Source organism: Amycolatopsis sp. NPDC003676 (assembly GCF_053587275.1).
Genome location: NZ_JBSFNS010000065.1, coordinates 25,685 through 44,443, shown reverse-complemented (window position 1 = coordinate 44,443; position 18,759 = coordinate 25,685). Strand labels below are relative to the sequence as shown.

At 68.4% G+C, this 18,759-nt stretch carries 22 protein-coding genes and 1 tRNA gene; 10 read left to right on the top strand and 13 right to left on the bottom strand.

Annotation, left to right across the window (positions count from 1 at the left end; translation table 11 throughout):
* Window positions 1-124: 124 nt before the first annotated feature.
* On the bottom strand, window positions 125-1,066 hold the full coding sequence (locus ACWDNU_RS29860; protein ID WP_370932541.1) for an Ldh family oxidoreductase: 942 nt from the start codon (window positions 1,064-1,066) through the stop codon (window positions 125-127).
* 92 nt (window positions 1,067-1,158) lie between these two features.
* Here ACWDNU_RS29860 and ACWDNU_RS29855 point away from each other — a divergent pair, with 92 nt between their 5' ends.
* Entirely contained in the window at window positions 1,159-1,440 is a 282-nt protein-coding gene (locus ACWDNU_RS29855; protein WP_116200703.1) for a DUF2277 domain-containing protein, read from the top strand.
* Between the two features lie 8 nt (window positions 1,441-1,448).
* On the opposite strand, the gene ACWDNU_RS29850 is transcribed toward ACWDNU_RS29855, so the two are convergent.
* Entirely contained in the window at window positions 1,449-1,646 is a 198-nt protein-coding gene (locus tag ACWDNU_RS29850; RefSeq protein ID WP_449671347.1) for a KTSC domain-containing protein, read from the bottom strand.
* Between the two features lie 233 nt (window positions 1,647-1,879).
* On the opposite strand from ACWDNU_RS29850, the gene ACWDNU_RS29845 reads away from it, so the two are divergent.
* A complete protein-coding gene (locus tag ACWDNU_RS29845; RefSeq protein ID WP_449671346.1) occupies window positions 1,880-2,260 on the top strand; it encodes a restriction system modified-DNA reader domain-containing protein in 381 nt (126 codons plus the stop codon).
* 84 nt (window positions 2,261-2,344) lie between these two features.
* Here the strand turns inward: ACWDNU_RS29845 and ACWDNU_RS29840 are convergent.
* Both ACWDNU_RS29840 and ACWDNU_RS29835 read right to left on the bottom strand, forming a co-directional pair.
* A tRNA-Ser gene (locus ACWDNU_RS29840) sits at window positions 2,345-2,429 on the bottom strand.
* Window positions 2,430-2,431: 2 nt separating this feature from the next.
* On the bottom strand, window positions 2,432-2,923 hold the full coding sequence (locus ACWDNU_RS29835; RefSeq protein WP_370932543.1) for a MarR family winged helix-turn-helix transcriptional regulator: 492 nt from the start codon (window positions 2,921-2,923) through the stop codon (window positions 2,432-2,434).
* 516 nt (window positions 2,924-3,439) lie between these two features.
* On the opposite strand from ACWDNU_RS29835, the gene ypfJ reads away from it, so the two are divergent.
* Complete coding sequence (ypfJ, locus tag ACWDNU_RS29830) at window positions 3,440-4,375, top strand: KPN_02809 family neutral zinc metallopeptidase (RefSeq protein WP_449671345.1); 936 nt, start codon at window positions 3,440-3,442, stop codon at window positions 4,373-4,375.
* 20 nt (window positions 4,376-4,395) lie between these two features.
* Window positions 4,396-5,373, top strand: coding sequence for an NAD(P)H-quinone oxidoreductase (locus tag ACWDNU_RS29825; protein WP_449671344.1), 978 nt, complete (start codon window positions 4,396-4,398; stop codon window positions 5,371-5,373).
* A gap of 3 nt (window positions 5,374-5,376) precedes the next feature.
* Here ACWDNU_RS29825 and ACWDNU_RS29820 read toward each other — a convergent pair whose 3' ends face one another.
* Complete coding sequence (locus tag ACWDNU_RS29820; RefSeq protein WP_449671343.1) at window positions 5,377-6,576, bottom strand: cysteine desulfurase-like protein; 1,200 nt, start codon at window positions 6,574-6,576, stop codon at window positions 5,377-5,379.
* Between the two features lie 102 nt (window positions 6,577-6,678).
* Between ACWDNU_RS29820 and ACWDNU_RS29815 the strand changes: the two genes are divergently transcribed.
* Window positions 6,679-7,260 carry a bacterial proteasome activator family protein gene (locus tag ACWDNU_RS29815; protein ID WP_449671342.1) on the top strand — a complete coding sequence of 194 codons (582 nt, stop codon included), beginning with the start codon at window positions 6,679-6,681 and terminating at the stop codon, window positions 7,258-7,260.
* 477 nt (window positions 7,261-7,737) lie between these two features.
* Here ACWDNU_RS29815 and ACWDNU_RS29810 read toward each other — a convergent pair whose 3' ends face one another.
* The 3 genes from ACWDNU_RS29810 to ACWDNU_RS29800 are packed head-to-tail and all read right to left on the bottom strand — an operon-like array spanning window position 7,738 to window position 10,632.
* Window positions 7,738-8,889: an epoxide hydrolase family protein gene (locus ACWDNU_RS29810; RefSeq protein WP_449671341.1), complete on the bottom strand. Its 1,152-nt coding sequence runs from the start codon at window positions 8,887-8,889 to the stop codon at window positions 7,738-7,740.
* Between the two features lie 43 nt (window positions 8,890-8,932).
* Window positions 8,933-9,898, bottom strand: coding sequence for a spore coat protein (locus tag ACWDNU_RS29805; protein WP_449671340.1), 966 nt, complete (start codon window positions 9,896-9,898; stop codon window positions 8,933-8,935).
* Complete coding sequence (locus tag ACWDNU_RS29800) at window positions 9,895-10,632, bottom strand: cytidylyltransferase domain-containing protein (RefSeq protein ID WP_449671339.1); 738 nt, start codon at window positions 10,630-10,632, stop codon at window positions 9,895-9,897. Before ACWDNU_RS29800 ends, ACWDNU_RS29805 begins: the two co-directional genes overlap by 4 nt.
* Window positions 10,633-10,695: 63 nt before the next feature.
* Between ACWDNU_RS29800 and pseB the strand changes: the two genes are divergently transcribed.
* Together pseB and ACWDNU_RS29790 are read left to right on the top strand one after the other, a co-directional pair.
* The gene (pseB, locus tag ACWDNU_RS29795; RefSeq protein WP_370932551.1) at window positions 10,696-11,679 is read left to right on the top strand and encodes a UDP-N-acetylglucosamine 4,6-dehydratase (inverting); all 984 of its coding nucleotides are present in this window, start codon (window positions 10,696-10,698) and stop codon (window positions 11,677-11,679) included.
* Window positions 11,672-12,808, top strand: coding sequence for a DegT/DnrJ/EryC1/StrS family aminotransferase (locus ACWDNU_RS29790; protein WP_449671338.1), 1,137 nt, complete (start codon window positions 11,672-11,674; stop codon window positions 12,806-12,808). Before pseB ends, ACWDNU_RS29790 begins: the two co-directional genes overlap by 8 nt.
* 22 nt (window positions 12,809-12,830) lie before the next feature.
* On the opposite strand, the gene ACWDNU_RS29785 is transcribed toward ACWDNU_RS29790, so the two are convergent.
* Genes ACWDNU_RS29785 through ACWDNU_RS29765 form a run of 5 tightly spaced genes read right to left on the bottom strand, consistent with a single transcriptional unit; the run spans window position 12,831 to window position 15,910 of the window.
* Window positions 12,831-13,262, bottom strand: a complete 432-nt coding sequence (locus tag ACWDNU_RS29785; protein ID WP_449671337.1) for a DUF4345 domain-containing protein — start codon at window positions 13,260-13,262, stop codon at window positions 12,831-12,833.
* Between the two features lie 10 nt (window positions 13,263-13,272).
* Window positions 13,273-14,322, bottom strand: coding sequence for a pseudaminic acid synthase (gene pseI / locus ACWDNU_RS29780; RefSeq protein WP_370932554.1), 1,050 nt, complete (start codon window positions 14,320-14,322; stop codon window positions 13,273-13,275).
* Window positions 14,323-14,345: 23 nt separating this feature from the next.
* A complete protein-coding gene (locus ACWDNU_RS29775) occupies window positions 14,346-14,807 on the bottom strand; it encodes a GNAT family N-acetyltransferase (protein ID WP_449671336.1) in 462 nt (153 codons plus the stop codon).
* Window positions 14,804-15,247: a hypothetical protein gene (locus ACWDNU_RS29770; RefSeq protein ID WP_370932556.1), complete on the bottom strand. Its 444-nt coding sequence runs from the start codon at window positions 15,245-15,247 to the stop codon at window positions 14,804-14,806. The genes ACWDNU_RS29775 and ACWDNU_RS29770 overlap by 4 nt, the downstream gene beginning before the upstream one ends.
* A gap of 33 nt (window positions 15,248-15,280) precedes the next feature.
* Complete coding sequence (locus ACWDNU_RS29765; RefSeq protein WP_370940605.1) at window positions 15,281-15,910, bottom strand: hypothetical protein; 630 nt, start codon at window positions 15,908-15,910, stop codon at window positions 15,281-15,283.
* A gap of 156 nt (window positions 15,911-16,066) precedes the next feature.
* On the opposite strand from ACWDNU_RS29765, the gene wzm reads away from it, so the two are divergent.
* The 3 genes from wzm to glfT1 are packed head-to-tail and all read left to right on the top strand — an operon-like array spanning window position 16,067 to window position 18,747.
* Complete coding sequence (gene wzm, locus ACWDNU_RS29760) at window positions 16,067-17,020, top strand: galactan export ABC transporter permease subunit Wzm/RfbD (RefSeq protein ID WP_344281686.1); 954 nt, start codon at window positions 16,067-16,069, stop codon at window positions 17,018-17,020.
* Window positions 17,021-17,023: 3 nt separating this feature from the next.
* The gene (wzt, locus tag ACWDNU_RS29755; RefSeq protein ID WP_344281688.1) at window positions 17,024-17,839 is read left to right on the top strand and encodes a galactan export ABC transporter ATP-binding subunit Wzt/RfbE; all 816 of its coding nucleotides are present in this window, start codon (window positions 17,024-17,026) and stop codon (window positions 17,837-17,839) included.
* Window positions 17,839-18,747 (top strand): galactofuranosyltransferase GlfT1, encoded by a 909-nt coding sequence (gene glfT1, locus ACWDNU_RS29750; protein ID WP_370932557.1) that lies wholly within the window; start codon window positions 17,839-17,841, stop codon window positions 18,745-18,747. The genes wzt and glfT1 overlap by 1 nt, the downstream gene beginning before the upstream one ends.
* The last annotated feature ends 12 nt before the right edge of the window (window positions 18,748-18,759 follow it).

The following is an 18,759-nucleotide window of genomic DNA, read 5'->3' as shown; positions in this document are numbered from 1 at the left end:
GGGGTGCTTGTCAAGGCATCTTTCCCGCCTTGACAAGCACCCCCAGACCGTCAGCACAATCAAGCTTCGGGGTGCCCCACGCAACCCAGGTGCGCAATGTCGCCGCCAGGCGACGAGCCGAACCTCACCCCACAGTAGTCAACGGCGGCAACCCAACCTTCAACGCCAACGAATCCAACTGCCTCCGCACCGCCCCAGCCAACGGCACCCCCAACGCCCGGCACTGCTCCAAATACTGAGCCTCCCGCCACCCGGGATACCGAACGGGCGCTCCACCCTCCCACCCGAGCATGCTCCCAAACACCGCACTGGCAGCCCGATAAAACCCATCAGCACTACGCAACGTCGTAGGCGCGATAGCAAGCACCAACAACCCAGTGTCATGCTCATGATCAGCAACCCCGGACAACACCCCGGCCAGCACATCAACCATCAACGCAAACCCGGCAAACCGCGGATCACGAGCAGCATCAGCAAGGTCAACGTCAAAAACGAACTCCGGATAAGCCCCAGCAGGCGCAGCCATCCCCAGCGGATGCACGGGTTGATCGGCATACCCCCCAGCAGCCATGACAATCCCGATCATCCCGTGCGGCAAAGCCCGAGCAGCATGATGCCCAACCCGCCCAAACGGCCCAACGCCACGCAACGACAGCAGCCCGACCCCAAACCGCCCAGCCCGCTGCACGGCCCGATCCATCGCATCACCAACCGCCCAAAGCCCGGACGCACGCCGATAATCGACAAGCGCCGCAGCCCCGCGGTCCGCGATCAGCAACGGCTGCGCACCAGGACTGACGAATCCGCTCTCGATCGCAGGCAGATGCACTCGGGTCAACTCCCCGACGCCAGTCTCCGGCGCGCCAGTGAGATCGCCGTGGCACAACGCCTCCGCCGCAGGACGCGCACGATCCTCGGGAAAGCCTTGTGCCATCAGGACAACGGAAACGAGCGTGACCAGTTCGTCGGCGGGGACGCGCTGCCAGGCCTGCTCGGGAATCGGGGTGTCGGCGGGAACTTCCGGGACGGGGCGGCTGAGCCGGGGGGCACGCGGTCTGAGGGGCACTTCATCAAGGTTGCCGGGCGATCTCCGACCCCGTCAACGAGGTTGGCCCTAGAGTGTGATGCGGTCAGCCGCAGAGACGTACCCTGAAGCACATGTGCCGAAACATCACGACGCTCCGCGGCCTGCAGCCCGCCGCCACCACGGACGAGATCGAAGCCGCGGCACGCCAGTACGTGCGCAAAGTGACCGGGGTGCAGTCCCTTTCGGACGCGACGCGCGAACCGTTCGAAGCGGCGGTCGCCGAAATCGCCGAAATCACCGCGCGGCTGCTGGAAGAACTCCCGCAGCGCCGCCAGCCGCCGGCGACCGTGCCGCCGCTGCGCCGTCCGGAGGTCCAGGCGAGGATCGCCCTGCGCGAGGCCAAGAAAGCCTGACGCCGCAATCACTCCACGGCTTGCCCAGGGAACCTCGGCTTGATCTCCCGGTTGAGGTAGCGCCCCGGGCTGTCGGCGGCCATCAGCGCGCGATGCACCCGCGCGGGCACGAGGTGGTAGCGGTAGACGCTGCCGTTGCGGAACCCGATCTCCAGCACCGACTTCGCGGCGTCGTAGCCGACGTCGCGAATGACGGAAGACTCCACGGGAACCCGGCGCACAGCACGGCCAGGGTACCCGCGCGACCGCCGGATACCGGTCCTCGAATCACGACACATTGGGGATCCGGCAGGTCTTTAGCCGACGCACGGCGCAAGCCAAGGACCCGCGCCCGGTCGTCTGGGCACCTCAGCGTTCACCCGGTCGATCGATAGGCGACGCATCACCTGCCCCATATCCTTATTCCTGAACATTGTCACAAAGTTCAGGAGTCAGGGCTATGCCGACCATTCGGGTCTCCGACGAAGTCTTCAACGAACTCCAACGGCGAGCAGAACCCCTCGTTGATACACCGGACACGGTGCTGCGCAAGGCCTTGGGACTTACTGCCACGCTCGTCTCCGGGAAGACCGGCCGCCTGCTGCCGTTGTTGCGAACCGGCAAGCTCGCCGCCGGCGACCAGCTCGTCTGGCACCGCAAGCGAGCAGGCAAGATCCACCGAGCGACTGTTCTGTCAAATGGCTCCATGCAGCTGGAAGACGGCCGAACCGCGCACTCCCCGTCCGGCGCCTGCGCGACACTCGCCGACAACAAGAGCTACGACGGCTGGGAAGAATGGCGGCGAGACTCGGATCAGACCCGGCTGACTGACCTTCGCTGATCGGCAGACGAGACCCACCGAAGAAACAGCCCCGGTCTCCCGCGGGATGCGCGGAATCCGGGGCCGGACACTCGAGGCGTCAAGCGGAAGCGGAGGGATTTGAACCCCCGGTAGGTTTCCCTACGGACGCTTTCAAGGCGTCTGCATTCGGCCGCTCTGCCACGCTTCCTTCTAGGTCAGGGTATCGCGCCGTCCTTCGACGTCGTCCAGGTGTTCGAGGACCCGGGTGAACGCCGTGGCCACCGCGGTCTGCTCGTCCGGCGTCAGCAGGTCGATCAGGTGCTCGCGGGCGCCGCGCACGTGCGTCGGCGCGGCGTTGTCCAGTACGCGCTGGCCGGCGTCGGTCAGCTGGGTCAGCACGCCTCGTTTGTCTTCCGGGTCCGGGCGGCGCGCGACCAGACCGGCCGCCTCCAGTTTGCCGATCTGGTGCGACAGCCTGCTCTTCGTCGAGCCGAGCAGCGCGGCCAGTTCCGTCATCCGCGTGCACCGGTCCGGGGCCAGGTTGAGGCACACCAGTACCTCGTAGTCGGCGAGCGAGATGCCGTGGCTTTCGGTCAGTTCGCGGTGCAGCCGCTGGCGCAGCCGCAGCGACGCGACGATGTAGGCCCGCCAGGCGTGCTGTTCGGCCGGGTCGAGCCAGCGCACGTCCTGGTCATCGCTCATGTCCGGAAGCGTAGAAGGCCCGGTTTCGCCCGTCCGTTTCGGCCCGGCGTGAAATTTCCGGGCGAACTTCCCCCAATGGAGGGTTACGAAAAGGTTGAGACTCGGCGCGAAGAAGCGCATCCTCGGGAGACAGCGGAGGGACGACGAGGATCCGCGGAGCGCGCCGAAGGGCACGCCGGGCCCCGTTTCCCACCGGGAAAGGCCAGGTGGTGGCATGGCAGGTAGTTCCCGCGGTTGACCGCCCGCTGTGTCCCCGCGATCGGCACGGCCCCGTTCCGGTTCGGTCGCGATTGCGAACAGCACGAGCACCCCGTGCGCTCCGGCATCGGCCACGCGCACCCGGCGTCGTCATGTCGCTGCTTCTCTTCGCGGCCTCGGCACCGCGAAGGCAGCGCCGGACGCCAGCCCGGCCGGTGGTTAACCGCTGTCAACGAAACCTCGGTAGTACCTGGGTGCGGCCCCCAGCGCAGGGGCCGCACCCAGCCACGTTCCCGGCTTTGCGGCTACCCTTTCCGCGTGCGATTCGACGACAACGCGGATCTGGACTCCTCCGAAATCCAGGACATGCGCGGCAGCGGCGGAGGCGGCGGCGGCATCGGCGGCCGCGTGGCCATCGGCGGCGGCGGGCTCGGCATCGTCGGCCTGGTCATCTACTTCCTGTTCTCCCAGTTCGGCGGCGGTCCCAGCACCGGCACGTCGCCCGCGGTCGGCGGGGTCGGGCTGGGCGACGTCCAGTCCGGGCAGCAGCTGGACTCCGGCACCCTCGCGAAGAAGTGCAAAACCGGAGCCGACGCGAACCGGGACCACGACTGCGCGATCGTCGCGATCGTCAACTCCATCCAGGACTACTGGACGCAGGAGTTCTCCCGTTCCGGCCAGACCTACCGCAAGGCGACCACTCGCTTCTTCACCGGCGGCGTGCGCACCGGCTGCGGCGGCGCGACGTCGGACACCGGCCCGTTCTACTGCCCGGCCGATTCCTACGTGTACATCGACCTGTCGTTCTTCAACGAGCTGAAGACCCGCTTCGGCGCGCAGGGCGGCCTGTTCACCGAGGCGTACGTCTTGGCGCACGAATACGGCCACCACGTGCAGAACCTCACCGGCACGTCCAAACGCGGCACCGGCACCGGGCCGACGTCCGGCTCGGTGCGGCTGGAACTGCAGGCCGACTGCTACGCGGGCGTCTGGGCCAACCACGCCAGCACGACCCCGACCAGCTCCGGGAAACCGCTGGTCCAGGACGTCACGAAGGACGACATCTCGCGCGCGCTGGACACCGCGTCCCGGATCGGCGACGACTACATCCAGAAGAACCTCGGCAACGGCCACGTCGACAAGTCGAGCTTCTCGCACGGCACCTCCGCGCAGCGCGAGAAGTGGTTCACCACCGGCTACCAGACCGGCCAGCCCGCGCGCTGCAACACCTTCAGCACCAACGATCTCGGCTGACCCGGGATACAGTCGGGCGCATGCACGCGATCACTATCCGCGAACCCGGCGCCCCTGACGTGCTCGAATGGACCGAGGTCCCCGATCCGGAACCCGGTCCCGGCGAGGTACTGCTGGACGTCACGGCCAGTGCGGGCAACCGAGCCGACCTGCTGCAGCGGCAAGGCAACTATCCGCCGCCGCCCGGGGCGAGCGACATCCTCGGCCTGGAATGCTCCGGCACGATCGCCGAACTCGGCGAGGGCGTCGAGGGCTGGCAGGTCGGCGACGAGGTGTGCGCGCTGCTCGCCGGCGGCGGGTACGCCGAGCGCGTCGCGGTCCCGGCCGGGCAGCTGCTGCCGGTGCCCGCCGAGGTCGACACGGTCTCCGCGGCCGGGCTGCCCGAGGTGGCCTGCACGGTGTGGGCGAACGTCGTGATGCACGCCGGTCTCGGCGAAGGCCAGGTGCTGCTGGTGCACGGCGGCGCGGGCGGCATCGGCACGCACGCGATCCAGGTGGGCAAGGCACTCGGCGCGACCGTCGCGGTCACCGCGGGTTCGCCGGAGCGGCTCGAACGTTGCCGTCAGCTCGGCGCCGACCTCACGATCAACTACAAGGAACAGGATTTCGTCGAGGTGCTGCGTGCCGAGACGAAGGGTGCCGACGTCATCCTCGACAACATGGGCGCGAAGTACCTGGACCGCAACGTCGACGCGCTCGCCGCCGACGGCCGTCTGGTCATCATCGGCATGCAGGGCGGGATCAAGGGCGAGCTGAACATCGGCAAGCTGCTCGGCAAACGTGCGAGCGTGTACGCGGCCGGGCTGCGGTCGCGGCCGCTGGACCAGAAAGCGGCGATCGTCGCGGATGTCCGGAAACGGTTGTGGCCGTTGGTGGAACAGGGTTCGGTGCAGCCGATCGTCGGCGACGTGGTGCCGATGGCCGAGGCCGCGACCGCGCATCGGCTGCTCGAGGAAGGCAGCATCTTCGGGAAGGTGCTGCTGGCCGCGAAGTCGTGAGCCTCAGCTCAGTTCTTCGAGCACCCGCACCAGCTGGTTGATCTCGAACACGTTGGAGTAGTGCGCGAGCCCGATCCGCACCGCTCCGCCGACCTCGCCGACGCCCAGCGACGCGAAAACGCCGCTGGTGCCGTCGTCGGCGAAGGCGCACAGGCCCTGCGACGCGAGGTATTCGGCGACCTGCGAGGCTTTCGCGCCGGCCACGGCGAAGGCGAGCGCGGGGATCCGGCGCATCGCGTCGCCGATCACCATCACGTGGCGCAGCGAGCGCAGTTCCGTGGACAGCTGCGCGAGCAGGCCCGCGTGGTACGACTTGGCTGAGCCGAGCGACGTCACCAGACGCTCGCGGCGGGAGCCGGTCGCGGCGTCGTCCAGGCCGGCGAGGTAGTCGATCGAGGCGATGAGACCGGCCAGCAGCGGGTACGCGTGCGGCCCGAGTTCGAGCCGCGCGGGACCGGTGGCGGCCGGGTCGAGCGACACCGACGAGATGCGCTCCAGCAGCTCCGGATCGCGGAACACGAGCGCGCCAACAGCCGGTCCGCCCCACGAGGGAGCGGAGACGACCATGACGTCGGCACCGAGTTCCTGCAGGTCAAGCGGCACGAACGGGGCCGCGTAGGTCGCGTCGACCACCACGAGCGCGCCGACGCGCTTGGCGAATTCGATCACCGTCGGCACGTCCGGCCGCGTCCCGACGGACCCGGACGCCAGCGTCACCGACACCGCTTTCGTCCGCGCGGACACGAGGTTCTCGTACTGCCACGCGGGCAGTTCGCAGGTCTCGATGTCGATCTCGCTCCACCGCAGGACCGCGCCGACGCGTTTCGCGGCACGCCGCCAGGGCGCGATGTTGGCCTCTTCGTCGAGCCGGGAGACGACGACCTCGTCGCCGATCGTCCAGCGTTCGGCGAGCGCGTCTACGAGCCTGCGCAGCAGTACCGGCGCGCTCGGTCCGAGCACGACGGAAGCCGGGTCCGCCCCGACCAGATCGGCCACGGCCCGGCGGGCCGCGGTGACGATGCTTTCCGCCCGCTGGGAGGCCGGAAATGCTCCGCCCGGCCCGGACACCGGCGCCCGCATCGCCGTCGAAACGGCCGAAGCGACCTGTTCGGGCACGAGCATTCCGGCGGCGCCGTCGAAGTGAATCCAGCCGTCGCCAAGCGCGGGGAACAGCCCACGGATACGAGCGACGTCGAACGCCATGGGGACACCGTACGGACGTGCGGTTTCGCGGTTGCCGCGGGGTTGGGCAGAACTGCCCGAACGGCCGCTAGGCTCGGGTCAGGACCGCCAACAGCGACGGGGATGGAGCACATGAGCGAGCCGAACTTCGGGGGAACGGGCGCGACCGGGGACGGAACGGACGCGCCGCACGTGGTGGTCGTCGGACCGGACGGGGTCCCGGTCGGCACCGCGCGGGTAGCCCCCGACGGCGAGGACAACGAGACCGTCGGGGACCTGGTCGAGGAACCGGCCAAGGTGATGCGCATCGGCACCATGATCAAACAGCTGCTGGAAGAGGTCCGCGCCGCGCCGCTGGACGACGCCAGCCGCAATCGGGTCCGCGAGATCCACCAGACGTCGGTGCGCGAACTGGAGCAGGCCCTGGCACCCGAACTGCGCGAGGAGCTCGAGCGCCTCGTGCGGCCGTTCACCGAGGACCAGACTCCTTCGGACGCCGAACTGCGGATCGCGCAGGCCCAGCTGGTCGGCTGGCTGGAGGGGCTGTTCCACGGCATCCAGACGGCACTGTTCGCGCAGCAGATGGCCGCGCGGGTGCAACTGGAGCAGATGCGGCGTGGGTTGCCTGCTGGCTCATCCGGGTCGGTGGGGCAGCCGGGTGAGGGGCACGGGCACGGGATTACCGGGACTGGGCAGTACCTCTAGGGGCGAGTGCGGTCCGTCACCATCGCTTTGGCGATGGTGACGGACAGTCTCTTCTCATCAGTACTTGTCGTACATCCGCGGTTTTTCGTTGAGGTTCGAGTAAAGCCCCGGGTGCGTGAACGTGCCGGAGAGGATATCGATCAGGAAGTCTTCGATACTTCCTTCGTAGCACCCCAGTCTGGACCCGTGTTCTCCAAGAAGGAGATCTTCCCACCGGGTTCAGCCGGACTGACGGCGTTCCAGAAGTAAGCGTGGTCATCATCCACCGCCCACGGAATTAGGCCGGGGTACTCCGGGTGGAACCGGTGCGGGTAGTAGTCCGGGAGCACCCTTCTTCCGTCAAGGAAGTCCAGGACAGTTCGCCGTCCACGCTTCCCGTCCAGTTCAGAAATTCAGCCAGCCGACTAGCAGCTCGCACGCTGACCACCCCTCCCCGCGGCAGCGGACCGCACCCGCTACGACGGGACCACTTCTACCTCACCCCTGGTTCTCCGCGGCGAAGAACGCTCGAAGATCCCCGATCAGCAGGTCGGGTTCTTCGAGCGCCGGGAAGTGCCCGCCGCGCGGGAATTCCGTCCATCGCACGATCCGGTCGGTGCGCTCGGCAAGGGATCGCAGCGGAAGCCCGATGTCGTCCGGGAACACCGCGACCGCGGTCGGCACGGTCGACGACGGCAGCGCCGCGCCCCACTGGACGTCCTGGTCGGCGTAGATCCGCGAGGACGACGCGGCGGTGCGGGTGAACCAGTAGATCGAGACGTTGGCGAGCAGATCGTCGCGGTCGATCAGGTCGTGGTCGGTGTTCGAAAAGGCACGGAACTTCTCGGCGATCCAGGCGAGCTGCCCGGCCGGGGAGTCGGTGAGGCCGTACGCAAGCGTTTGCGGCTTGGTGGACTGGATCATCGCGTAACCGATGCCCGTCTGCTGGAAGGCCCGCGCCTTCTCCAGCGACCGCTGCCCTTTCGCCAGCTCCGCCCCGCTGAGCCCGTCGAGGTCGGACTCGTCGCGCGCCACCGCGGACGGCAGCATCGTCACGTGCGCGCCGATGATCCGGTCGGGGAACTGGAGGCCGAGTTCGCGGGAGATCAACGCGCCCCAGTCGCCGCCGTGCGTGCCGAACCTTTCGTACCCGAGGCGGGTCATCAACTCCGCCCAAGCGCGCGCCGTCCGCGCCGGGCCCCAGCCGCGGTCGGGGGTCGGCCCGGAGAAGGCGAACCCGGGTACGGACGGAACGACGACGTGAAACGCGACGGCCGGGTCGCCTCCGTACGAGCGAGGGTCGGCGAGGGGACCGATGAGGTCGAGGAATTCGACGATCGAGCCCGGCCAGCCGTGGGTGAGGAGAAGCGGAATGGCGTCCGGCTCCGGGGATTTGAGGTGCAGGAAGTGGACGTTGGCGCCGTCGATCGTGGTGGTGAACTGGGGGAAGCCGTTGATGCGTTCTTCCTGCGCCCGCCAGTCGAAACCGAGCCGCCAGTAGTCGACGAGGTCCTGGACTTCGGTCACCGGAATGCCCAGCTCCCATGCCGGGTCTTCGAACGGGTCCGGCCAACGGGTGTCCGCGAGGCGCCGGTTGAGGTCGGCTAGGTCGGATTGCGGGATGTGGATCCGGAACGGGGTCTCGGTCATGGGGAGGAAGCTATGCGGGATTGAGGACAGATTCGGTCCTCGATCAGAACCCGGCCAGAACGTCCAGCACCCGGTCCACTCCCCGACCGTCCACTGCAGACCGGCCAGCCGCCGAAAGCCGGGACCGCAGCGGAGCGTCCGACAACAACTGTCGCAGCGTCTCCGTCGCCTCCGGCAGCCACTGGCCCAAGGTATCCGCCGAGCCCAAGCCGCACGCCAGGCCTCGTTCCAGCGCCGCCTGGTACCCGGCTGCCTGGTTGTCCACCAGCTGTACCGCGGCGGTCGGCACCCCGAGGCAGCACAGTTCCAGGAACGTCACCCCGGATGCGCTGATCGCGACATCCGTCCCGGCGAGCAGGTCCAGCAATCCGGCATGCGGCGCGGCTACCCGGATCACCTGACCATCCACAGTGGACGGCAACGTCGGCGTGCCACGGACCAAAGCGTCTGCCACGAACGGCAAGCCCGTGTCGGCAAGCGCCTGGAGCAATAGCGAAACCGTCGAAGCCCACTCGGCCCCGCCGCCCAGAACCACCGTCACCTGCAGCGGCGACGAAGTGCTCCGGCGAGAACGTGCGCGCAGCACGACGTCTCGAAGTGGCGTGTACTCGACACCCCGCAGCAGCAAGCCCGAACCGTCCTCCGGACGCGGGCCCGGCGTGAAGCCCGAATCCACCACCACATCCGCCGGACGGCGGCCGAACACATCGTCCTCAATGGACACTAGGCGGGCGCCAGCGGCGTTGACCTCGGCGCGGACGTCGCCGATCCCGTAGTGGTCCACGAGTACGGCGTCAAAGCCGGAAACCAAGTCAGCCAAGGGAGAAACCGGCAGCCGCGGTACCGACAGCTCGTCGAAGCGGGCGGCTAGCCACTCCGCGTTGGCCGTGGAGCCTGCGAAGTGCACATCCCAGCCCCGTTCGACCGCGCGTTCGGCGTAGGCGACCACGCGGGAGATGTGCCCGGCCCCGATGGTCGGCGAAGCGTCCGCCCGGAGCAGCAGCTTCACTGGCCGACCTTCTTCTGCTCGACGTGCGCGTTCAATGCCACCAGGTCCGGCCGCGACCGCAGCAGCGACACCACCGAACGCCACGAACCCGGCTGGTCGCCCAGCTCGGCCACGAGAGCCGAGATCAGCTCCCAGTCCTCCGCCGTGTCCAAAGTGACGCGCAGGTCGTCGGCCGCCGGGCTGACCACGACGCCGGTGCAGGAGTACCGCTCGGGCTGCCGGTAGATCGCCGACGTCACGTGCTCGCGGTCCGCCCCGGTCGCGGTCGCCACCTGCTCGGCCAGCACCGAGGCGCGCACCAGCTCCGCGTCGAAGCCGCGCGGCAGGGTGCGGACGAGCGTGGTCGAGACGTAGTCCAGCGACGGTTCGGCTCGCCAGACCGCGACCAGCCGGCCGATCAGGGCGGGATCGAGCAGCGGGCAGTCCGCCGTGAGACGGATCACTGCGTCCGCCGGATGCTGCGACAACGCGAGCCCGAACCGGGCCACGACGTCGTCGAGCGGCCCCCGGACCACCTGCGCGCCACACCGCTCCGCTTCAGCGGCAACCGCGTCGTCGGACCCATCGTCCGAGGTCGCGACTACTACCTGGTCGACGCCAGGGGCAGCCGCCGCGGCACGGACGACCCAGCCCAGCACGCTCCGTCCGGCGAGCGGCCGCAGCACCTTCCCCGGCAGCCGGGTGGACGACGACCGGGCCTGTATCACGGCGTTGACGCCGGGGCCTGCACGCATGGGTGACATGATGGCCTGCGGCGCCCCGCGCCGATCCACGAACCCCAATCGCGGAGGTCATCGATGTCCGAGCTGGATGGCTCCAGCATCCTGCTCACCGGCGGGACCGGCTCCTTCGGCAAGGCGTTCATCGCCTATGCGCTGGCCGAGCTCAACCCCAGCCGGCTCGTGGTGCTTTCCCGCGACGAGCTGAAGCAGTACGAAGCCCGGCAACTGTTCAACGACGACCCGCGGCTGCGCTGGTTCATCGGCGACGTGCGCGACCGCCGCCGCCTCGAACGCGCCATGCACGGCGTCGACTATGTCGTGCACGCCGCCGCGCTCAAGCAGGTCGACACCGGCGAGTACAACCCGTTCGAGTTCGTCCAGACGAACGTCACGGGCTCGCAGAACGTGATCGAGGCGGCGATCGACACCGGCGTGAAGAAGGTCGTCGCGCTGTCGACTGACAAGGCGTCCAGCCCGATCAACCTCTACGGCGCGACGAAGCTGTGCGCGGACCGGATGTTCATCAGCGGCAACCACTACGCGGCCGCGCACCCGACGCGGTTCTCCGTGGTGCGCTACGGCAACGTCATGGGCTCGCGCGGCAGCGTCATCCCGTTCTTCCGCAAGCTCGCCGAGCAGGGCGAGTCGCTGCCGATCACGCACAAGGAGATGACCCGGTTCTGGATCACGCTCCCGCAGGCGGTGCAGTTCGTGGTCGACTCGTTCGACCAGATGTCCGGCGGTGAGCTGTACGTACCGAGGATCCCGAGCATGCGGCTCGTCGATCTCGCGCAGGCGATCGCGCCGGGTTCGCCGATGCACGAGGTCGGCGTGCGGCCGGGCGAGAAGCTGCACGAGGAGATGATCGCCCCCGACGACGCGCGGCGGACTCTCCGGCTGACCGACCGCTACGTCGTGCAACCGCATCTCGCGGGGTGGGGCTACGAATCGCCCGACGCCGGAGAGCAGGTGCCCGAAGGCTTCGCGTACCGCTCGGACACCAACGACCTCTGGCTCGAGGCCGACGAACTCCGCGAACTGGTCGAGCAATATGCCTGAATTTCTCCCTTACGGACGCCAATCCGTCAGCGAAGAAGACATCGAGGCCGTCGTCTCGGTCCTGCGCGGTGACTGGCTCACGACTGGCCCCGCGGTCGCGAAGTTCGAGGCAGACCTCGCGGAACACACCGGCGGCACGCCAGCCGTGGCTGTCACGTCCGGTACCGCGGCCTTGCACGTCGCGTACGCCGCGGCCGGAATCGGCGCGGGTGACGAGGTCGTGGCTTCGCCGATGACCTTCGTCGCCACCGCGGCGACTGCGGCGCTGCACGGCGCGAAGGTCGTGTTCGCCGACGTCGAGCCGGACACCGGCAACCTATCCGTCGACGCCGCCGCGGCCACGATCACCAGCCGTACCAAGGTGGTGGCCGCCGTCGACTACGCCGGACACCCCGCCGAACTGGACACCCTGGCGAAGATCGCGCACGACGCCGACGCTCTGTTGCTGGAAGACGCCGCGCACTCCGTCGGCGGTTCCTGGCAGGGTCGACCGGTCGGGTCGATTGCCGACCTGACCACGTTTTCCTTCTTCCCCACCAAAAACCTGACCACCGCCGAGGGGGGCGCGGTCGTCGCCGGGTCCGAGGAGTTGCTGCAGCGCGCGCAAGCGTTCCGCAACCACGGCTTGGTCCGGGACAAATCCCGCCAGCGGTACCCGGACGAAGGCGCGTGGCACCAGGAAGTGCACGAGTTCGGCCTGAACTACCGGCTGCCGGATGTCCTGTGCGCCTTGGGAAGCAGCCAGCTCACGCGGCTGACCGAATTCAAGCTGCGGCGCGCCGAGATCCACGCGCGATACAACGCGGCGCTCGCGGATGTCGACGGAGTCCTGACGCCGCCACGCCGCGAGGGCGCGGATCCGGTGTGGCATCTGTACCCACTGCGCGTGTTGGACGGCCGTCGGCGCGCGCTGTTCGACCACTTGCGGGGGCTGGGAATCGGGGTGCAGGTGAACTACATCCCGGCTTATTGGCATCCGGTGTTCGAGGATCTCGGCTATCGGCGCGGGTTGTGCCCGAACGCCGAGGCGTATTACGAGCAGGAGCTTTCGCTGCCGTTGTTCCCGTCGCTGAGCGACGCCGATGTGGACCGGGTTATTGACGGGGTGCGCGGGTTTTTCGGCATCTGACTACGGATCAGATGCCGACCTGCTAGCTCTGCTCCGGGGCAGCGGCCGATTTTTCCGGGCGCTGCCCCCGAATCACCTTCGCGTGCCACAACAACACCCCCGGCACCACAGCCAGCTCCAGCACCGTCGCAGCCCGAAAAACCGGATGCGGCGCCCCAGCCCTCCGTGCCGACAGAAGCCGCGGCAGCCCACCGACAGCAGCCGTCCCCAGCACGAGCCGCGTAGTCGCCGCGCGCTTCTCCGGGCGGCGGATCGACCACCACAGCGCGAAGCCGGCCGCAGTCCAGAAGGTGTTCACGAAGCGGTACTCGCTGTCCACGCTGGGCGTCGTCGCGGCACCGCCCGGAGCGCGTTCCGGGCCGCCGAGGATGCCGGTTAGCCCGGAAGCCACCGGGATCGCGCCGAGCGCACCGAGGGTGGCCAGCAACGCCTTGCGGGACTTCTCGCCTGCCATACGAACGAGCCTAGATCAAATCCCAAGTCAATGCGGTGCCCTTAACCGCGTCCACTCGGAACGTCCGCCCCAGCACGTTCACGATCTCCGCCGGAGCGAGCCCGCCAGCCGGACGGATCGAGCGAACATTCTGCGCCGTAACCGGATCCCCGGCCCGAACGTCCTCCACCACGTACAGCGAACGCCGCAGCCGCAGCCCTTCCTTTTCGCTCTCGCGCGGGCCCAGCACCGGCGACCCGAGCGCTTCCCACGCTCGATGGGTCTCCGTCACCAGCGCGGCCAATTCCGCTGGCTCCAGCGAAAACTCCGAGTCGACCCCGCCGTCGCTGCGCGCGAGCGTCACGTGCTTCTCGATCGCCACCGCCCCCAGCGCGACCGCGGCGACCGGCGCGCCGAGACCCGGCGTGTGGTCCGACAATCCGACCAGCGTCCCGGTGAGCCCGGCCAGCAACGGCAACCCGCGCAGATTGCTTTCCGTCGGCGACGCCGGGTAGCTCGCCGTGCAGCCGAGCACGATCAGCTGGTCGTTGCCTGCCGAACGAGCCGTGCGCACGGCCGCGTCGATCTCCGCGACGTTCGCCATTCCGGTCGAAATCACCAGCGGTTTGCCGGTGCGCGCGCAGAGTTCGATCAGCGGCAGGTCGACGATCTCCGACGAGGCGATCTTGTACGCGGGCGCGTCCAGCGATTCCAGCAGTTCCACCGCGGTCGGGTCGAACGGGCTGGAGAACACTTCCAGGCCGCGTTCGCGGGCGCGAGCGAAGATCGGCTCGTGCCATTCCCAAGGGGTGTGCGCCTTTTCGTACAGTTTGTACAGATTTTCCCCGCCCCACAGGGAATGCCCGTCGCCGATCCGGAACGCCGGGCCGTCGACGTCGACGGTGATCGTGTCCGGACGGTAGGTCTGCAGTTTCACCGCGTGCGCGCCGGAGTCGGCGATCGCGTCCACGATGGCCAGCGCGCGGTCCAGGTCGCCGTTGTGGTTGCCGGACATCTCCGCGATCACGAACGGCGGCCGCGCCGGGCCGAGCAGGTGCTTGCCGATGCGGACTTCGGACATGGGTGGCGTCCTTCCGGTGGGGTTCAGTGCAGAGTCTTGCGCAGCCGGCGGAAGCCGTCGGCAGGGGGCGCGACCTCCAGATAACCAGCCCGCGCGAACAACGCCGCCGACGCCGCGTTCTCTTCGTGCACCGCGGCCAGCACGGCCACCGCGTCCGTCCGGGCCGCCAACGCCTGCTCACCCGCTTCGAGCACTGGACGCGCCAATCCGCGGCCACGGCTTTCCGGCGCGAGCGTGATGCTTACCTCCCACTCGCGGCCGCCCTCGTCGTCGAACCGCACCGTGCCCACCGGCTTCCCGGCCTCCTCCAGCACGAGCAGGATCCGGCCGGACGCCGCGAGCACCCCGCGCAACCAGCGCAGGTGGCCGTCCAGATCGATCACTCCGGTCGACCGCGACGCTTGCCGCGTCGCCGGGTCGTTGCGCCAGGCCAGCAACAGCTCAGCGTCGGCCTCGGTCGCGTCGCGGGCGATGACGGACGTCACTGCGCAGGCGTGAGTTTCGCGTCCTCGAGGCGGCTCAACCGCTCCTCGTACCGGGCCATCCCGGCCAGCCGGACGCGGATCTGCGCGTGCTGCCGCTGGATCTCCTCGACCAGCGAACGCGCTTCGAGCGCCCCGGCGTCGTCCGTGCGCGGCGTCATCGCGAGCTTCTCCCGGAGCGTCTCCAGCTGCTCCTCCTGCGCGGCGACGTGCGGGATCATCCGGTCCAGCTCCCCGCGGATCCAGCGGAGGTCGCCGAGCGCGGTGTCCAGCTTCTCGTCGGTCTCGGCGAGCCGGCGGCGGTGGTCGACCGTGCAGTGCTCGAGCTCGTCGATGCGGGTCTCGAAGTCCTGGAACACGCCGCGCGTCCGCTCGTCGAGGCGGTAATCGACGAGGCGCGCGATCCGGGAGCCGAACAGGTTTCTGAACATCTGGAAGGGCATGACGGGAGTTCCTTCGACGAGTGCCAGCGGGCTTCAGCGGAGCAAGGTGGTGGTGCCGGTGCGGGTCCACGACTCCAGCAGCCTGCCCTCGGCGGCGATCTGGTGCTCCGGTCCCACGATGCACGAATCCCCGGCAGCGTGCTCCCACGAGGTCTGCTCCGGGTTGTCGATGAACGAGAACCCGGTCAGCACCAGCTGCGCCTCGGGGAACGAGGTGCGGGCGATCCAGGCCGCGAGCGTACCGGTGGTCGACCAGGTGGGTTCGGTGCGCGTCGGCAGGCCGAGCGCGTCCGACAGGGGCAGCACGACGTCGCGGTTCGACACCGGGACGAACCCGAGGTCGGAGGGCCACCAGCCGGGCAGCGCCTCCGGCTCCCAGTGCAGGCGACCGGGCTCGACCAGCAGATACAGCCGGGAGCGGTAGTCGCGGAAGACGTGCCGGGTGGCGCGCACGGCCCGGTTGAAGACGACCGTGTGCACTTTGCGACCAGTGATGTCTGGTCCGTCCGGTTCGTCGACAACGAACCCGTTGACCCGAATGACCAGGTCACAGTCGTCAACCGCCTTGGCGCGGGCCGGGTCCGGCTCCAGCGGCTGGTTGCCGACCACGGCGACCGAACGCGGGTCCGGCCGGTCCGCGTACGCCGAGAGGAGGTCGACCATGAGGCTCGCCGCACCGAGAGCAGCAGTCATAAGGGAAGAAACTACCAGGACACCAGGAGACACCCGGCCCGTATCGCCCGTATCCGCACCGGGGCCGCCGTGCGGTGTGGCCGGGGCGAGCCGAGGCCGGTGTGTCCCATCGGTACCCTCGTCCACGTGCATGCCACCAGCACGGTTCACGCAGCCGAACCCGATGTCTCGACTCCGGTTCCACCGTCGTCGGACAGCAAGACGTTCGGGCGTGCGATCGACGACATCAAGACCGGTTTGGCCTCCCGCGAGCTGTGGACCCATCTCGGCTGGCAGGACATCAAGCAGCGGTACCGGCGGTCCATCATCGGGCCGTTCTGGATCACCATCAGCCAGGGTGTCATCGCGCTCGGCCTCGGCCTGCTGTACTCGCAGCTGTTCCGCACGCCGATCGAGGTGTTCCTGCCCTACCTCTCCACCGGCTTCATCATCTGGGGATTCATCCAGGGCTGCCTCACCGAAGGCATGGAGACGTTCATCGCGAACGAGGGGCTGATCAAACAGGTCCCCGCGCCGATCAGCGTCTACGTGCTGCGCACGATCTGGCGGCAGACGCTGCTGCTGGCGCACAACATGATCGTCTACGTCGTGCTGCTGATCATTTTCTTCTCGGCGCTCGATTCCCCGTATTCGCTCGGGTCGAAAGACGGCGTGTGCGTACCGGACAAGTTCTGTCACCCCGGTCTGAGCTGGAACATTTTCCTCGCCATTCCCGGGTTCGTGCTGCTCGCGCTCACCGCGGGCTGGGCCGCGCTGCTGCTCGGCATCATCTCGACGCGGTTCCGCGACATTCCGCAGCTGATCAACTCGCTGATCCAGCTGATGTTCTACGGCACCCCGATCGTCTGGCCGGTCGACCAGCTGCTGTCCGGCGGCGCGCGGGACGGTGCCTCGTGGGCGCTGCCGATCATCAAGCTGAACCCGCTTTACCACTACATGCAGGTGGTGCGGTCGCCGCTCATCGGACAGGCGGTGAGCTGGACCAGCTGGGTCGTGGTCGGCGGGCTCACCGTGGTCGGGTGGGCGCTCGCCCTCGTCGCCATGCGCAATTACCGGTCTCGCGTCTCGTATTGGGTGTGACAGATGGTCAGCATTGACGTCCACAACGCGTACGTGGACTTCCCGATTTTCGACGCGAAGACGCGTTCGATGAAAAAACGCGTGCTCGGCAAGGTCGGCGGCAAGATCAGCTCCGATCAAAAGGTGCCGATAATCGAGGCGCTGCACGACGTGTCGATCAGCCTCCGCGAAGGCGACCGGGTCGGTCTCGTCGGGCACAACGGCGCGGGCAAGTCCACGCTGCTGCGGCTGCTCGCCGGGATCTACGAGCCGACCCGCGGCTCGTCGCGGATCGTCGGGCGGATCGCGCCGGTGTTCGACCTCGGCATCGGCATGGACCCGGAGATCTCCGGCGTCGAGAACATCCTGATCCGCGGCCTGTTCCTCGGCATGAGCGCCAAGGAAATGGAGAAGCGGGTCGACGACATCGCGGAGTTCACCGAACTCGGCGACTACCTGCAGATGCCGCTGCGGACGTACTCCACCGGCATGCGGGTGCGGCTCGCGCTCGGCGTGGTGACCTCGATCGACCCGGAGATCCTGATCCTCGACGAGGGCATCGGCGCGGTCGACGCGGCGTTCCTCAACAAGGCCCGCGACCGGCTCAAGGACCTGGTCAAGCGCTCCGGCATCCTGGTGTTCGCGAACCACTCCGACGAGTTCCTGATGGAGCTGTGCGACACCGCGATCTGGATGGACGAAGGCCACGTCAAGAAGCAGGGTTCGCTGCGCGAGGTGCTCACCGAGTACAAGGGCCGCGACCCGTTCGAGAACATGAGCCAGGAAGGTCTCGAGCGCCTCGGCATCGAGCCCGCGACCACGACGAACGGCGGGGAATGATGACCGGCGAGACGCGAGAGCTGCCCGAGGGCGCCGTCGTCGGCGTGGTGGTCACGCGGCACCGGCGCGAGCTGCTCGCGGACTCGCTGAAAATCATCGCCGCACAAACCCGGCCGGTCGACCACCTCGTGGTGGTGGACAACGGACCGGACAAGTCCGCGCGGGACGTGGTCGAGGCCTACCCGCTTCCGTACACGTACCTGCCGTCGCACCGGAACCTCGGCGGCGCGGGCGGTTTCGCGCTCGGCATGCTGCACGCGCTGTCGCTCGGCGCGGACTGGGTCTGGCTCGCCGACGACGACGGCCGCCCCGCGGACGAGCACGTGCTCGAGATCCTGCTCGAGGAAGCCGAAAAACGCGGCCTCGCCGAGATTTCCCCGGTGGTGGCCAACATCGACGCCCCGGCGAAGCTGGCTTTCCCGCTGCGTCGCGGCCTCACCTGGAAACGCTCGTCGGCCGAACTGGGCACGGATTTCCTGCCCGGCATCGCGTCTTTGATGAACGGCGCACTGTTCCGTTCGTCCACTTTGGACGTCACCGGCGTGCCCGACCTGCGCCTGTTCTTCCGCGGCGACGAGGTCGAACTGCACCGCCGCCTCGTCCGGTCCGGCCTGCCGTTCGGCACGTCGCTGCGCACGACCTACCTGCACCCCGACGGCTCGGACGAATTCAAGCCGATGCTGGGCGGGAAATTCCACGCACAGGACCCGGAGAACGAGGTCAAGCGGTATTACACGTACCGCAACCGCGGGTATTTGCTGTCGCAGCCGGGAATGCGGAAGATCGGGGCGCTGGAGGTTGTGCGCTTCGGCCTGTATTTCGTGGGCGTGAAGCGGGACCCGAAGGCGTTCCTGCAGTGGCTGAAGCTGGTCCGGCAGGGACGGGCGGAGAAGTTTTACCGGTACTGAACCGGCTAGTCC